At 43.4% G+C, this 16,073-nt stretch carries 15 protein-coding genes and 1 tRNA gene; 8 read left to right on the top strand and 8 right to left on the bottom strand.

Annotated features, from left to right (window positions below; translation table 11 throughout):
• Positions 1-91: 91 nt before the first annotated feature.
• Genes KIT51_17350 through mltG form a run of 3 tightly spaced genes read right to left on the bottom strand, consistent with a single transcriptional unit; the run spans position 92 to position 2,556 of the window.
• Entirely contained in the window at positions 92-1,090 is a 999-nt protein-coding gene (locus KIT51_17350; protein ID UYN86600.1) for a YihY/virulence factor BrkB family protein, read from the bottom strand.
• On the bottom strand, positions 1,087-1,494 hold the full coding sequence (locus tag KIT51_17355; protein UYN86601.1) for an acyl-CoA thioesterase: 408 nt from the start codon (positions 1,492-1,494) through the stop codon (positions 1,087-1,089). The genes KIT51_17350 and KIT51_17355 overlap by 4 nt, the downstream gene beginning before the upstream one ends.
• Positions 1,495-2,556, bottom strand: a complete 1,062-nt coding sequence (gene mltG / locus KIT51_17360) for an endolytic transglycosylase MltG (GenBank protein ID UYN86602.1) — start codon at positions 2,554-2,556, stop codon at positions 1,495-1,497.
• 92 nt (positions 2,557-2,648) lie between these two features.
• On the opposite strand from mltG, the gene KIT51_17365 reads away from it, so the two are divergent.
• A complete protein-coding gene (locus tag KIT51_17365; protein UYN86603.1) occupies positions 2,649-3,272 on the top strand; it encodes a threonylcarbamoyl-AMP synthase in 624 nt (207 codons plus the stop codon).
• Between the two features lie 12 nt (positions 3,273-3,284).
• On the opposite strand, the gene KIT51_17370 is transcribed toward KIT51_17365, so the two are convergent.
• Positions 3,285-4,385, bottom strand: coding sequence for a hypothetical protein (locus tag KIT51_17370; GenBank protein ID UYN86604.1), 1,101 nt, complete (start codon positions 4,383-4,385; stop codon positions 3,285-3,287).
• A gap of 3 nt (positions 4,386-4,388) precedes the next feature.
• Entirely contained in the window at positions 4,389-4,979 is a 591-nt protein-coding gene (locus KIT51_17375; protein ID UYN86605.1) for a hypothetical protein, read from the bottom strand.
• An 81-nt stretch (positions 4,980-5,060) separates the two neighbouring features.
• Between KIT51_17375 and KIT51_17380 the strand changes: the two genes are divergently transcribed.
• From KIT51_17380 to KIT51_17390, 3 genes are all read left to right on the top strand, one after another.
• A complete protein-coding gene (locus tag KIT51_17380) occupies positions 5,061-5,690 on the top strand; it encodes a WbqC family protein (protein ID UYN86606.1) in 630 nt (209 codons plus the stop codon).
• A 122-nt stretch (positions 5,691-5,812) separates the two neighbouring features.
• Entirely contained in the window at positions 5,813-8,344 is a 2,532-nt protein-coding gene (locus KIT51_17385) for an ATP-dependent Clp protease ATP-binding subunit (protein ID UYN86607.1), read from the top strand.
• A gap of 56 nt (positions 8,345-8,400) precedes the next feature.
• On the top strand, positions 8,401-8,862 hold the full coding sequence (locus KIT51_17390) for a hypothetical protein (protein ID UYN86608.1): 462 nt from the start codon (positions 8,401-8,403) through the stop codon (positions 8,860-8,862).
• A 10-nt stretch (positions 8,863-8,872) separates the two neighbouring features.
• Here KIT51_17390 and KIT51_17395 read toward each other — a convergent pair whose 3' ends face one another.
• The 3 genes from KIT51_17395 to KIT51_17405 are packed head-to-tail and all read right to left on the bottom strand — an operon-like array spanning position 8,873 to position 13,255.
• Positions 8,873-10,951 (bottom strand): hypothetical protein, encoded by a 2,079-nt coding sequence (locus KIT51_17395; protein UYN86609.1) that lies wholly within the window; start codon positions 10,949-10,951, stop codon positions 8,873-8,875.
• 43 nt (positions 10,952-10,994) lie between these two features.
• Positions 10,995-12,266, bottom strand: coding sequence for a replication-associated recombination protein A (locus KIT51_17400; GenBank protein ID UYN86610.1), 1,272 nt, complete (start codon positions 12,264-12,266; stop codon positions 10,995-10,997).
• Positions 12,266-13,255, bottom strand: a complete 990-nt coding sequence (locus KIT51_17405; GenBank protein ID UYN86611.1) for a DUF3667 domain-containing protein — start codon at positions 13,253-13,255, stop codon at positions 12,266-12,268. Before KIT51_17405 ends, KIT51_17400 begins: the two co-directional genes overlap by 1 nt.
• A 114-nt stretch (positions 13,256-13,369) precedes the next feature.
• Between KIT51_17405 and KIT51_17410 the strand changes: the two genes are divergently transcribed.
• The 4 genes from KIT51_17410 to KIT51_17425 all read left to right on the top strand — a co-directional run bounded on the left by KIT51_17410 (position 13,370) and on the right by KIT51_17425 (position 15,999).
• Positions 13,370-13,442 (top strand) — tRNA-Met (locus KIT51_17410).
• A gap of 49 nt (positions 13,443-13,491) precedes the next feature.
• Complete coding sequence (gene era, locus KIT51_17415) at positions 13,492-14,382, top strand: GTPase Era (GenBank protein UYN86612.1); 891 nt, start codon at positions 13,492-13,494, stop codon at positions 14,380-14,382.
• A gap of 60 nt (positions 14,383-14,442) precedes the next feature.
• On the top strand, positions 14,443-15,750 hold the full coding sequence (gene der / locus KIT51_17420; protein UYN86613.1) for a ribosome biogenesis GTPase Der: 1,308 nt from the start codon (positions 14,443-14,445) through the stop codon (positions 15,748-15,750).
• Between the two features lie 72 nt (positions 15,751-15,822).
• On the top strand, positions 15,823-15,999 hold the full coding sequence (locus tag KIT51_17425) for a hypothetical protein (protein UYN86614.1): 177 nt from the start codon (positions 15,823-15,825) through the stop codon (positions 15,997-15,999).
• Positions 16,000-16,073 lie beyond the last annotated feature (74 nt).

A 16,073-nucleotide genomic window follows, 5' to 3' on the forward strand; every position in this document is an offset into this window, starting at 1 on the left:
CCCCAACCCTCCTTCAGAACGAAGTTAACATCATCATCCTGATTACTCCTTACCTATCAGCCTTATTGATTAAGGAGGGAGAGTTTAGTAGCTACCCCCGCACCGTCTCTATTTTTCTAATTACCCGCTTGGCCTGGCGGATGGACTCTTTTCTGCGACTGTCATGTATACTGGCGTTGAGTTCATAACCGGCCAGCAACACAATGGTGATAAGCTGTATCCAGATCATCAGCGCAATGAGTACCCCAATAGAGCCGTAAATTTTATTGTACGTGCCAAAGTGTGTGATGTAATACGAAAAGCCGTAGGAAACAGCCAGGCTGAAAAAAGTGGCTATGAATGAACCGATGGAAAAGAACCGCCAATTGTAATGAATAGCCGGGCCAAAATAGTACATACTGGAGATTACCAAAAAGAATACGATAAAGATGACAATAAAACGCAGTGCGAAAAGCATATACACGGTGGCACCATCCAGGTTAATACCGGGCAATTCATTCAGGTTATCGGTAATGTAGTTCAACACCAACTGACCAATAATCAGCAAGGCAATGGCCACCAATAAGGCTACGGCCAGGTTAACGGTTAAGGCCGTAGCGATTAACCGGGTTTTAATTGCCCCGCGGTTTTCAATGGTTTTGTAGCAGGCATTGAAGGCACGCATTAACGCCATCATACCATTGGTCGACAGGTAAAACGACAACACAAAACCAAACGATAACAACCCACCACGCTGGTTGCTGATGATGTCCAGCACGGTAGAAGAAATCACTTCATACATACTGGGCGGCAACTGCTCGCCCAAAAATTCCATGATAGCCTCGGTATTGAGTTCGGGGAAATAAACCGTTACATACGGAATAAGGGTGAACAGGAAAATAATGGCCGGAAAAATGGCAAGAATAAAATTGAACGAAACACCGTTGGCCCGGTCAAGGATTTCATCTTTTTGCAAATTGCTGAGCAGCGTTTTTGCAATTGTATACAACGATACATTGTCGTAGCGCTTAAAGCGCACCTTCTTTGTCCAGGCCAATAATACCCTGGCCCGTGTAAACTGAAGAAAGAATTTCTTGTGTTTATACTTCATGCAAAGAAAGGTGCCAGTACATCCATCATAGCTTGGGGTGGCCGGCATGGCCTACCCGATTTCTGGTCCACAAACGCCAGCATGGTTTGTCCCTGGTGTATCAGTTTATTGTTTTCGTTGTAAATATCGTAATGAAAAGAAATACGCACCGATGGCTTTTCTTTAATGGTGGTTACTATGCGCAACTGTTCATCGTACTTACCGGCCGTTAAAAACTTCGAATGGTTCTCCAATACAGGCATAATTATTCCCATGGCTTCTATTTCCCGGTAGGTTAGGCCAAGCTTACGCAAGGCTTCCACACGTGCCACCTCATAGTACATGGCATAGTATCCGTAATAAACATATCCCATCTGATCGGTCTCACCGTAACGAACACGTACTGTTGTTTCCGATTGATACATCTATCTTTTATTTTGGTTAGCACGGGCAATGCGTTGCTCGCGGGTTAATGCCTGTTGGTAACGTGCAGCATTTTTTAAATGCTCGCTATACGAAGCTGTAAAGTTATGGTAGCCTGAAAAATCTTCTTTGGCGCACATGTACAAAAAATTGCTCGGCTTGTAATTCAGCACGGCCTCCAGGGTGGCAATCTCGGGCATGTTTATGGGACCGGGTGGCAGGCCTCTGTACTTATAAGTATTATAAGGCGACTCTACTTCCTTGTGTTCATTGAGTACACGCTTTAATGTGAAATCACCAACGGCATAAACCAGGGTAGGATCGGCCTGCAGGGCAATACCTTGCTTCAATCGGTTTATATAGAGCCCGGCAATAATGGGGGCCTCATCGCGTTTAACCGATTCGGCCTGCACAATAGAAGCAAGAATAGAAACCTGAACCGGAGTTAGCCCGATTGTTTGCGCCTTTTGTTTGCGTTCATCATTCCAGAAGCGTTCATACTCCGTGTACATGCGCTCAACCAATTGTTTGCCACTGATGGTGTAATACACTTCATAGGTATTGGGCAGGAACATGCACAAAATGTTTTCTTTAGTAAACCCACGCGAATCACCGGCCAAAAAACCCGTCAATGCCGCTTCAAATTCAGCCGGGGTAAGGGCTATGTTTTGCGTAATTTTTTCGGGCAGGTCTGTTATCAGGCGAACGTTGTTAAACGTAATCCGCACGGGTTCCTGCTCGCCCGCCCTTAAAAAGCGGATAGCCTGAATGTTGTTCATGTTGCTGCGCAGGATAAAACGACCAGGCTTAACCAACTTATCGTAATCCATCAACCGCGAAAGGAAACTGAACGACATCAGGTCCTGCACATACTCGCCCTCATGTAAAATCTTTTGGACAGTCTCAAAGGTGGCATCAGCCGGAATGTAAATGTACCGGTCTTCTTTGCCAACCAATATGTTAGGCGTATAGCAAATCTGGTAGGCGTAGAATGTGAACGAAATGAGCAGTACGGAAACAATAATGAATACAAATAGTCGGATGGGGGATTTTGCGTATTTCATAAACCTTCAAAGATACAAAATGTAAAGTGTATGCTGTTCTGCTAACAAATACCTGCGTACTTTGGATGCAGAATGCATTTATTATTTCTGCAATGCCTGCCGAATTGTTAAAAATACACCCCCAGAATCCGGAACCACGAAAAATAGCACGGGTTGTAGAGGTGTTGCGAAATAGCGGGGTGATCATTTACCCTACCGATACGATTTATGGCATTGGGTGTGACCTGATGAACCGCAAAGCCGTGGAGCGTGTGTGCAAAATCATGGACATTAAACCGCATAAGCTCGACCTTTCCTTTATCTGCAACGACCTTAGCCATATTTCAGTATATGTAAAGCGCATTGACACGCCCGTTTTTAAGGTATTGAAAAAATCATTGCCAGGTCCTTACACCTTTATTTTTGAATCCAGCAGCAAAGTGCCTAAAATCCTTGATGTGAATAAAAAAACAGTGGGCATACGCATACCTGATCATAACATTCCACGCATGCTCGTGGCCGAATTGGGCAATCCTTTGATAACCTCCTCTATAAAGGATGATGACCACATAAAAGAATACACCACCGACCCGGAGGAGATTTATGAAGACTTTAAAAATAAAGTGGATATTGTGATTGACGGTGGAGCCGGTGGAAACATACCCTCAACCGTGGTGGATTGTACGTCCAATGATTTTGTAATCCTGCGACAAGGACTTGGCGAATTGAATTTTTAATCAGCAATCCACTTATCGTGCTACCATGTTACCGTTTTTTTCAATACGGTATTGCTGGTTAATTCTTTTGGTCCCGTTCCAAAGCTCAAGCGTTACCACCAATTGCTTATCTATTTGCAAAGAGGCCTGTTGCGTTTCGGAACCTTTGAAAAAACTGTTATCAAACAACTTTAGTTTAAAGATCGCCTCTGTTTTTTTTGATACACTCACCAGGTGGTAACTGGTATTGTTATCATCATTGACAAAATACAGGTTTGTATAAAAATCATCGTTGTCGGCAATGGCTGCTACACCATATACTTTTCGTGCATCGTCATCAAAATCGCGCTGAAGTATTTCGGGTTGTATAGTAGTCATCATAAATGGTATGTACGACTCGTACCGTGATGATTTTGAATTTTCCTGATCCAGCACTTGCTTCTTTCTAATTTCAAAGGGTGTACCTTCCAACACAAGATCTTCCTCGGTATACAAAACCGGCAGGTTCACACGGGATAAAACGGAGCCATCAGCCGGAGACTCTCCCTCATCCAACTCATCCATGTACTCGTCCTCTGTATCGGGATGGAATTCAGCAATGTTACGGCCTGTTTCCATAATTGATCCTTTTGCGTTTATCCGGTAAGAAATAAAAGCAACAGCCGAAGGCTGTAAAGAGCCTTCAAATACGGAATTGTGTATGGTCAAATTATAGCCCTCGTCAAGTGTAGCATAATTCGGGCTCATGCCCTCACCAACTGACGGCACCGCTTCCATCAACGTGATATCATCTTTGCGCTCACCGTCAACAAAAGTTGCCAGGCGGATATACACATCTGATGTACTGGAGTACCCATAAAGTATAGCCGTCCATCCAGGCTGGGTAATCTTACCGTAAGCGAACCATACCTCGTACATATTTTCACCATCCACATCAAACGGCCTGTCATGTCCAAAAATTTTCAGCTTCCGCACCATTGTAGTATCAATGTCTGTCACCTCCAGATTCTCAATTTCAGTTGTGGTAGTAGGTAGTTGAAGTTCATTTAGTGTGTTTAAAAAATTATTAACTGCCCGATCCCTTGTTGAGCAGGAAACTAGTGCAAGCAAAATCAGAAAGGTACAACTACGCATAGGTTAGTTTTTTATAAATTTTCCCAGTTCACGGTTCCAGACTAACTGAACCGTTCGCTTCAGTGCCGGTGAAAGAACATCATAGTAATCGGCTGCTATAAAATTATCCACGGTTGATTCCGCATGTATCTTCACCACCATGGTTGTTCCGAAGCGTGGTAGGACATACTCAAATATAACCCGCTGGTACTGCGCTGCGGGTAAAGGTTTTGTTTTATCCCAAAAATCAGAAAAGCCAACAGCGGGCAAAACCTGTTGCGTAACGTCTGTCCACACGCCATTACTGAATGTGTAAAACCGGGTCAGGCTTTCCGGGCTGCCCGCTCCACCATCATTATAGTACCGGTAGGCAAACACTTTTGATTTGTCGGCTTTAACAAAATAGGTAAAGGTGTTTTCTGCCGGCACACCAAATGCCCGGCATTCAATAAACAAGAAAGCATTTTTTAAATCGGTTAAAATACTGTCAGCACAAACCGGAGTTGAACTGAAGTCCTCATGTTTATGCGGAAACCTATCGTACCACTCGCGAATGGTTTGCGCATGCCCTGATGCCATCATGGCATGTGCTACAATTAGTACAAGTATTCTCATAGAAAGCGATTCAAGATAGGACAACTCGAAGGTGCTAAATTGTAAAAATGCGAAGTGCAAGCTTTCATTACCTTTGTCAACATGGCCGGCATCCTCATCGAACTTCACTACCTCCCCACCCTCGCCTGGTTCAGTATGGTACTAAAACATGATGCGATCATCCTGGAAAAGCATGAACACTTTGTAAAACAATCCTTTCGCAACCGGTGCACCATCCTTGCGGCCAATGGAGTACAAACCCTAACAGTGCCCCTTACCGAAAAGCAAGGTAAGGTTGCCATAAAGGATGTTAAAATTGATTATACCCAAAAGTGGTTGAACAACCACTGGCGCACCATCACTACAGCCTACCGCAATGCCCCATACTTTGAACATTATGCTGATGATCTTCATGACAATCTTTTCAAACAACCGGCTTTTTTATACGACCTTAATTATAATTTGCTGACAATGTGTCTTGGCTGGTTAAGAATTCAACTTCCCATAATGGAGACTTCAACCTATCAAAAATTACCCGAAAGCGGGATTACAGATTTCAGGAACACCTTGATTGCAAAAAAACCAGAAACGCTAGACAATTATTATCGTCCCGTTCCATATGCCCAGGTATTTGGCAAAGCGTTTGTGAAGCACCTAAGCATTGTTGACTTGATTGTTTGCCAGGGGCCAACAGCCCGGCAATTTGTTGAAGCAACAGCAACCGGGAAATGAACAAATTAAAAAGCCGGGGTGTTTTTTAGTACTGCATGCCAGAAAGCCCCAAAATGCTTGCTGAACTGCATAAAATCCCATTGAAAAGTTTACATTTACACTAATAATATTCCACAAACTGCATGGAAGCCAAATTCTCCAACCGCGTTAAAGAAGTGATATCCCTGAGCCGTGAAGAAGCTTTACGGTTGGGCCATGATTATATCGGTACGGAACACCTGCTTCTCGGGTTAATCCGCGAGGGTGAAGGTGTAGCCGTTGGGGTGCTTAAGAAGTTAGGGGTTCCTATGGACGCTTTGCGTGGCGAAATTGAAAAAATCTCGAAAGGAACAGCCACACATGAAATTAAAAACCTGGCCAACATACCGTTAACAAAAGCCTCGGAAAAAGTATTGAAGATCACCTACCTGGAAGCCAAGATTTTCAAGGCGCAGTTAATTGGTACAGAACACTTGTTGCTATCCATCCTGCGCGATGCCGATAACCTGGCCACGCAAATCCTCAGCAAGTTTGATGTTAACTACGAAACCGTAAAAGAAATGCTTGAATATCAACACGAAGGGCCACAAGCCGCTTCGGACACCGATGACCCGGACGATGATTCATCGCGCATTTTTGGAGGCGGTGCCGGTGCTGGAGGAAAAGAAAAGAAAGGAACAGAAAAATCGCGCACACCTGTGCTCGACAACTTTGGGCGTGACCTTACCCGGTTGGCCGAAGATGGGAAACTTGACCCTATTGTCGGCCGCGAAAAAGAAATTGAACGCGTAGCACAAATATTAAGCCGCAGAAAGAAAAACAACCCGATATTAATTGGTGAGCCAGGCGTTGGTAAAACCGCTATCGCTGAAGGCCTTGCCCTGAGGATTGTGCAGAAAAAAGTATCGCGGGTATTGTTCGGCAAGCGCGTGGTAACACTTGACCTCGCATCATTAGTTGCCGGAACAAAATACCGGGGCCAGTTTGAAGAACGGATGAAAGCCGTAATGAATGAACTGGAAAAATCTCCGGATGTGATTCTGTTCATTGATGAATTGCACACCATTGTTGGTGCTGGTGGGGCTTCCGGCTCGCTGGATGCTTCCAACATGTTTAAACCTGCCCTGGCCCGCGGAGAGATCCAATGCATTGGCGCAACCACATTAGACGAGTATCGTCAATACATTGAAAAAGATGGTGCCCTGGCCAGAAGGTTTCAAATGGTGATGGTCGATTCTACCACGGTAGAAGAAACCATTCAAATCCTGGAAAACATTAAAGAGAAATATGAAGATCACCATCACGTGATCTACACACCGGAAGCACTTGCCTCTTGTGTTAAGTTATCCGACCGCTATATAAGCGATCGCTTCCTGCCGGATAAAGCCATTGACGTAATGGACGAGGCCGGGGCCCGTGTTCACATCAATAACATTCACGTGCCGGAAGACATCGTTAAGCTGGAGGAGGCCATAGAAGATGTGAAGAAAGAAAAGAATCGTGTGGTGAAAAGCCAAAAATATGAAGAGGCTGCCCAACTGCGCGACAAAGAGAAAAAACTACTCGAGCAATTAGACATTGCCAAAGCGAAGTGGGAAGAAAAAACCCGTACTGAGAAATATACTGTTAACGAAGACAATGTAGCTGATGTAATCGCCATGATGACGGGTATACCCACCAAGCGCATTGCACAAAAAGAAAGCAATAAGTTGCTGGGCATGGGCGAGGAACTTAGTGGCAGAGTAATCGGACAAGAAGAAGCCATTAAAAAATTAACCAAAGCCATTCAGCGTACGCGCGTAGGGTTGAAAGACCCGAAGAAACCAATCGGTTCATTCATCTTCCTCGGTCCTACCGGTGTAGGTAAAACCGAATTGGCTAAAGTGTTGGCCACTTACCTGTTCGATAAAGAAGATTCACTCATCCGCATCGACATGAGTGAATACATGGAGAAATTTTCTGTATCGCGCTTAGTAGGTGCCCCTCCAGGCTATGTTGGATACGAAGAAGGCGGACAACTTACCGAAAAAGTCAGGCGCAAACCATATTCCGTAGTTCTGCTTGACGAAATAGAAAAAGCCCACCCGGATGTATTCAACATATTGTTACAAGTGCTGGATGATGGGATCCTAACCGATGGTTTAGGAAGGCGCGTTGACTTCCGTAACACCATCATTATCATGACGTCCAATATCGGTGTTCGCGATTTGAAAGACTTTGGTACCGGCATTGGTTTTGCCACAGCCGCCAAGCGTGAAAACGAAGAAGAGGCAATGAAGTCGACCATACAAAATGCCTTGAAACGTGTTTTCAGTCCGGAGTTCCTCAACCGGTTAGATGATGTGATTGTGTTTAACTCACTGCAGCGCGAGCACATCCATAAGATTATTGACATTACCTTGAAAAAGGTATTCGACAGAATAAACGCATTGGGCTACACGGTTGAACTTACCGATAAAGCCAAAGATTTTCTTTCGGACAAAGGCTACGACCACCAGTTTGGTGCCCGGCCGCTGAACCGGGCCATTACCAAATACCTGGAAGACCCCGTAGCGGAAGAAATCCTGAAAGGCGAAATTGAAGAAGGTGGCACCATTATAGCTGATTATAGCGGTGAGGGTGACCAGCTTACGCTGAAAGTAAAAAAACCAAAGGCAGCATCGAAGAAAGATTGATTCAAAAAAGCGGGGCAACCCGCTTTTTTATTTTAAGATCATTCAATTTCATTAGTATGCGAAAAACGTTTACCTACAAACAACTTAATACAGGAAATATACGAGACGTATTTCCATTGCTCTGTCCTGTGCGTGAAGCAGATTGGCTGGATGGATGGAGGTACTCTATGATTCACTCGGTCTCCGGTTTGATCGAACAAGGTTGTGTGTTTACTACACCTCATCATGGCCAATCACAAACGGTTTGGTATGTAACCCAACATGACCCGATTAACTATAACGTTGAGTTTGTTCGTGTTACACCTGAAGAAGCAGCGGTAAAGATTACTATTGCGCTTGAAGCCATTGATAACGATACAACACAAGCGCATATAACTTATGAGTACACAGGTTTAAGTGATGGTCAAAATCATTTTATTGAAACAAAGCTGGCGGATGAATTTGAAAAATCGATGAACTGGTGGGAGAAAGCAATCAATCACTACCTGAAAACTGGAGAGAAATTGTTAAAAAAATAGTTTGTAGTGGTTAATACCCTCCAAAATACTTTCGCAAAAACCATTCTGCGCCAATAAGCAACAGCAGCACGAAGAAAATCCATTTCAGGTTGATAAGCGAATCGTAACGTTCTTCACTTCGGATTATACTTCGCGCCTCCTTTTGGGTCAACTCTTTTTTAAGTAGCTCTGTTTGATTCGCTGTATAGAATTTTCCTCCGGTTCCCTGCGATAATCTCCTGAGTAAATCAAAATCGGCTGTAAGGTTTTGTAATTCCAATTGTTGAGCGGCAATCATAAATTGCCCACGCACTTCTTCCTTCTGGTTGTTGATCACAGTAGCTGACCGATACCGATATACACCTTCTTTTAAACCATCAATGGCGTATCGGTTATTTCCCGGACTCAATACATAATTGTATTGGTTCTTCTTCCCATGCTCATCGGTAACTTCCAACTCAATAGTGTTACCATAGATGGGCTCATAAATGTCATTGTAAACCTGGCTCTCAAAAACCACAGACTCAGTATCGGAAAACTGTTGCTGAGTGGTATAGCTTCTGAATTTTCGCTTATCATCAACTGTGCTTAAAAACTGAATCAATTTACCCATCAGTTCATCAAAAGCTTCTGTTTTTTCTGTTTTCGAAAATTCATGTAACCGCCATCGCCACAACCCTTCGCCAAGCATTACACCAACTTTGCGTGATTCATCCGTATGTACAAACAAGAGTGGCTTTTCGGTAATGAGGCTACCTACACGCTGAAACAAAAGAACTGACGCATCGGGTGGAATAACGGCCTTACCAAAATGTACCTGAACGGGCGGAAAACCAGAAAAAATTGAATTAGCCTCTGCGGAGACATTGAAGTTTGTAAACGAGGGATTAATAACCGGGGTAACTTCATCGAATTGTCTTGGTGGTTGTTCATACGATAAAGGCAACTGTTGTTGAGCAATTTGATTCAAATCACTGGACGCTCCGAGTACAAGAAAAAGTGATGTTCTGCTTTTGGCAAAGCGCTGAAACACTTCACGTGCACGTCCGCGATTATCCGGAACCTGGTGAAAAATTGCCACATCAATATTTTCTGGCTGAAGATTTACAGAAGGAGTTTCTTCCACCCCGGGAACATGAAGAAGGAACTCAAGATTCGAGTTTTGCTCAACCACAGTCCGTAATGCCTTTATATCCGGATGAGGAGCGGCCGAAACGACTAATATTTTCTTTCTTCCTTCAACAACCTCAATGAAAATTGTTGCCCGGTTATTTTTGATGTTGCGTTCTGATTCTTTAGGTTCTACCTGAATATCCCATCGCTGAATTCCGGCTTCGACCGCTAATGGCTGAAACTCGAAGGTCAACACTCCATCCGCCTGAACAAGCTGATTCTTGCGCTCAACCACATTTCCTTTGTGTTGAAGTGAAACAGAAATGTTTTCACCCGGAAATCCTTTAACAAATACTTCAACCCGAATGGGAAATTTATTTCCCTGGTAAGCTATCTTGTTATACAGAATATTTCTGATCATCAGATCGGCACGCGGTGTTGTATCACCGATACCAATCGTGTAAACCGGAAAGTTATAATTACCATAAACCGGTGACAGTCCGGCATTATAAATTCCATCCGATACAAAAACAGTTCCCGCCAGACTTCTTCCCTCAAAACGATTCGAAATAGCTCGCAGTGATTCGTGTATGTTGGTGGCCTGCGCATTGAAGTTTTCATCAACACTATCTCCGCCTGAAAAATTTGTAAGCTGCGTTTCATAGCCGGCATCTTCAAGGGATGTTTGTATGCTCTTTAAATGCGAAGCAAGTGCCATTCTTGAAGTGGAATCAACAGTTTCTTTTATGGAAAGTGAATTATCCTGAAGGATAACAAAAACAGGTTTTTCAATTACATTTTGAATTTGCTTGATAATGGGGCCCAGCAGAAAAAAAGTAAGAAAGAATACAACCAATGCACGGAAACCAAATAAAATCCAGTTCATCCATTTTCCCCACGGATGATGACTGGTGTACAACAACCAGGCATAACCAAGCCCGGTGGCCAGACAAAGAATAACAAAAACCGATGGCGACTCAAATATTAGTTGCTTCATTTCACTCGCTCAAAATTCCAACACAAGATTGATCATATTTGCTTCAATAACCATACTTTTCTTTCCAGCGGTCGCGTAAATATTTTCTTAACTCCTCTTCGCGTACATTTTTACCCGGTTCATAAAATTTAGTTCCAGAAATTGCTTCAGGAAGAAATTCCATATTTGCAAAATTGCCTTCAAAACTGTGTGCGTACTGGTATCCCTTTCCATAACCCAGGTCCTTCATCAATTTGGTGGGTGTATTCCGGATCGACAGCGGCACCGGTAAGTCTCCGGTTTCATTCACTACTCGAATGGCCTCTTCAATGGCCATGTAACTGGCATTGCTTTTTGGCGAACTGGCCAGGTACACCGCACATTGCGCAAGTATAATGCGTGCTTCCGGGTAGCCGATCATGGTCACAGCTTGAAACGTATTGGTGGCCATAACCAAAGCCGTAGGGTTAGCATTGCCAATATCCTCCGAGGCCAGGATGACCATTCTGCGGGCTATGAATTTTACATCTTCCCCACCCTCTACCATACGGGCCAGGTAGTAAACAGCAGCATTGGGATCGCTGCCGCGTATGGATTTGATAAATGCAGAAATAATATCATAGTGTTGCTCACCACTCTTATCATAAATGGCAATCTTCTTTTGAGCAACGGTGGTAGCCAGTTCATTGGTGATTACCACTTTCCCGGAAGGTTCAGCGTCAACCACCAACTCCAATAAGTTCAGTACTTTCCGGGCATCGCCTCCGGAAAGCTGAAAGAGTGCAGCATGCTCCTTTAATTCAACCTGTCGTTTTTTCAATTGCTCATCATGCGCTAACGCATGATTTACCAACCTGAGCAAATCCTTTTCATCCAGTGGTTTAAGTGTGTACACCTGGCATCGCGAAAGCAATGCTGAGTTCACTTCAAAGGATGGGTTTTCGGTTGTTGCACCTATTAACGTAATTATACCTTTCTCAACAGCGCCAAGCAATGCATCTTGTTGCGATTTGTTAAATCGATGAATTTCATCAATAAATAAAATCGACTTTCCTGATAGTCTTGCCTTTTCGATTACTTCCCGCACATCTTTCACTCCGGCACTAACAGCACTTAACGTATAAAACGGTTTTTTCACCTCATGAGCAATAATATTGGCGATGGTTGTTTTGCCAACACCCGGTGGTCCCCACAAAATCATAGACGGAATGTTGCCCAACTGTATCGCCTTACGAATTATACCACCAGCACCAACAAGATGCTCTTGCCCCACCAGGTCATCCAATGTGGATGGCCGCATGCGTTCCGCCAACGGTTGGTTTGCCTGAAAAATCATTACAACAATATTAGTGTTACCAACGCATTAATCACGAATGCGAATGTGATGCAAAAGAAAAATATCCAGATTACGGAAAAGAATTTCAGAATGGTTTTGAAGCGTGATTGGCCGTAGACCCTGCGCATGGCTTTGTATAAATAAAAATTGACGTACAGGAAAATAAAAAAGTTGATCCATTCAAGCCAACTCACCAACGAAAACAATAAACCGAAAATTCCCGCCAGAAAAAGAAAATCGTAAAAGAAAACGGTAAACACCAGGTGCTCGGAATAATAAAAATCTCTTCGGATGTAAAGTAATTTTAAGATAAGGGCAAAAACGGGGAGCAAAAGGAAAATCATTTTAGGAATATTGTCCTGCATACTCTTCCCAAAGTTCTTCCAAATATCGTTGTACTTCCAGCCGCGTTGTTGTCTAAGGGTGATGATTTTCTTCTGATAGTATCGTTCAAATTTGCCGTCCCTTTTTTCGATTGGTTTTGTGTTTTGAATGGAATCATATTCAGCAAATGTTTTTGGCTCGTACTTTTCCCAGGGAATATTATTTAGCGTATCTAAAACTGTTTTCGTCTCTTCCTTTGATAATTTGCGGCCATCTTCCGTAAGGTCAATTTTTTCTTTGTCAGGGATCAATGTAAAAACCAGGAAGAACAGAAAGCTAAGAAACACATACATGCGCGCGGGATGATAATAACGCTCACGCTTGCCTTCATTGTATTCGCGAATTAGAATGCCCGGCTTGAGCAGCAAGCTGCCAAACGTTTTGAAAAACTTCGATTCGAAACTGAAGAATGAACTGATGAAGTTCAAAGAAAGATCACCAACGGCTTGCCTGCGTGGCAAATCTTTCTGCCCACATTGCGAACAAAACTTACCGGTTAGGGGCGCACCACAGTTCAGACAGTTTGGGTTTCCGGCAGCGCCAGCACCCTGTTCGCTTTCAATTATACTTTCCGATACCGGTAGAGATTTGCCTAACTCATCCATTTTCAAAATCGAATTTTGAAAATTACAAAATCAAAGGAGTTAACTGAAGTTTATAGCAGGTTTTACACTTGATTTGGTTTTTAGCCCCGATGGCCATACTTTTGTGCACCAAATCGCGGGGTGGAGCAGTTGGTAGCTCGTTGGGCTCATAACCCAAAGGTCGTAAGTTCGAGTCTTACCCCCGCTACTAAGAACCCCGGACTTGAAAGTCAGGGGTTTTTCATTTTTAAAAAACCATGTCATCCAGTTCATTCAAATCCGGTTTTGTAAGCATTGTAGGCAAGCCTAATGTGGGCAAATCCACACTAATGAACAGGCTGGTAGGCGAGCAGCTTTCTATTACCACACCAAAAGCACAAACCACCCGCCATCGGATCATGGGAATTTTAAATGGTGATGATTACCAGATTGTATATTCGGATACACCCGGCATACTGGAGCCCAAATATGCACTGCACGAAGCCATGATGAATTTTGTAAAGGTCTCGTTAGAGGATGCCGACCTGATATTATTGGTTGTAGCGCTGGAAGATAAATATGAACCGGAATTGTTCGATCGCTTTAAGCGAATACAAACACCAACCTTGTTAATCATTAACAAAATCGACCTGGCTAAGGGCTCGCAGGTAGTGGATAAATCTACCTACTGGAAAGAAAATTTGCCCAACCTTGCAGGCATCCTTCCAGTTTCGGCAACTTCAGGCGAAAACATCGGACAATTGATGGATACCATCATCCAAACCATGCCGGTACACCCGCCCTATTTCCCTCAAGATGAACTTTCGGACAAAACAGAACGCTTCTTTGCAGGCGAAATCATCCGCGAAAAAATTTTCCTGAACCTGGAGCAGGAAGTGCCCTACAGCACAGAAGTTTCCATAACCGAGTTTTCAGAAACAGAAGAGATTATTCGCATGCGGGCTGAAATATATGTGGAACGTGATTCGCAGAAAGGAATCCTTATCGGCAAAGGTGGAAGCATGTTGAAAAAACTGGGAATGGAATCCCGCCAGGCTATGGAGGCGTTTTTTAATAAAAAAGTATTTTTGGAAACACATGTTAAAGTGGCTGATAACTGGAGAAAACAAAAAGATAAATTAAGGAGGTTTGGATACCTGGATAATTAGTCAATTAGCCAATGATTTTCAGAACGCTAATTGGCTAATTAGCACATTGAATAATTGATTATGGCAAACATAGTAGCAATAGTAGGGAGGCCCAACGTAGGCAAGTCAACCTTGTTTAACCGGTTGATTGAAAAACGGCAAGCCATTATGGACGATATGCCAGGCGTTACACGCGACAGGCACTATGGATATGCCGAATGGACAGGGCATTATTTTACCGTTATTGATACAGGGGGATATGTTACCGGCTCGGAAGATAAGTTTGAAACGGAGATCCGGAAGCAGGTAGCCATGGCCCTTGAAGAAGCCTCAGCGGTAATTTTTGTTGTTGATTGCAAAGATGGACTTACCGGATTTGATAAGGATTTTGCCAACGTTATCCGGGCCTCAAAAAAACCGGTTTTTATTGCTGCCAATAAAGCCGATACACCCGATAAATCCGTTTACGCTGCCGAGTTTTATGAACTGGCATTAGGCGAAGTCTACCCGATTTCTGCTGAAAACGGAAGCGGAACAGGCGAACTGCTGGACGAACTGGTTAAGGTTTTTCCCAGCGAAGGAGTGGAAGACCCGAATGCCGGTATACCGAAAATTTCCATTTTGGGCCGTCCAAATGTTGGCAAATCATCGTTACTGAATGCGCTACTGGGTACGGAAAGAAGTATAGTAACCGATGAAGCAGGCACCACCCGCGATGCCATACACAGCCATTATAAAATGTACGGGCAGCACTTTATCCTTATCGACACGGCCGGTATCCGAAAAAAAAGTAAAGTGCGTGAAGACGTTGAGTTCTATTCTGTATTACGATCATTGCGTGCACTTGAAGAGAGTGATGTGTGTATTGTGGTGCTGGATGCGGAGCGCAAAATGGAATCGCAGGATGTTAATATTATAAGCCTGGCCGAAAGGCAAGGAAAAGGAATTGTGATAATGGTTAACAAATGGGATTTGGTTGAAAAGGATTCCAAAACCGCTGATGCCTTCAGGCGCGAAATCCTGGAAAAACTTGCCCCTATTGACTATATCCCAATCATATTTGCCTCTGCCCTTAATAAACAACGCATTTTCCAGGTGGTGGAAAAGGCTGTAAAAGTTTATGAAAACAAAACAAAGAAAATCCCCACTTCTGAACTTAATGAAGTAATGCTACCGGAAATTGAGCGTTACCCGCCACCGGCCATAAAAGGTAAATTCATCCAAATAAAGTACATCACCCAAGTAAACGCCCGATTTCCATCGATTGCATTCTTTTGTAATCACCCCCAGTATATCCAGCCCGCTTACGAACGTTATTTAGAAAATAAAATTCGTGAGCATTTTGATTTTGAAGGTGTACCGGTGCGTTTAATCTTCAAGAAAAAATAAAAATCTTACCTGCTTGGGCTTCAAAATCAGATCGTTGTATATTTGCAAACATTTAAATAAAACCTGTAAACTATGAAAAAGTTAATCGCACTAATGGCTGTAATCGGCTTCGCCTTTGCATTTGTTGCATGTGGTGGTCAAAAGGCTGAAGAAGCTGCTACTGAAGAAGCTCCTGCTACTGAAGAAGTTGCTCCTGCTGATGAGACTGATTCAACCGAAGTTGAAGCTGACTCTACTGCCGCTGAATAATAATTCAGTAAACGTAACTTAAAAGAGGCTTTAGAAATTCTAAGGCCTTTTTTATTTTCAGCCCACCCGGTTTA

The organism is Cyclobacteriaceae bacterium, from assembly GCA_025808415.1.
GTDB lineage: Bacteria > Bacteroidota > Bacteroidia > Cytophagales > Cyclobacteriaceae > UBA2336.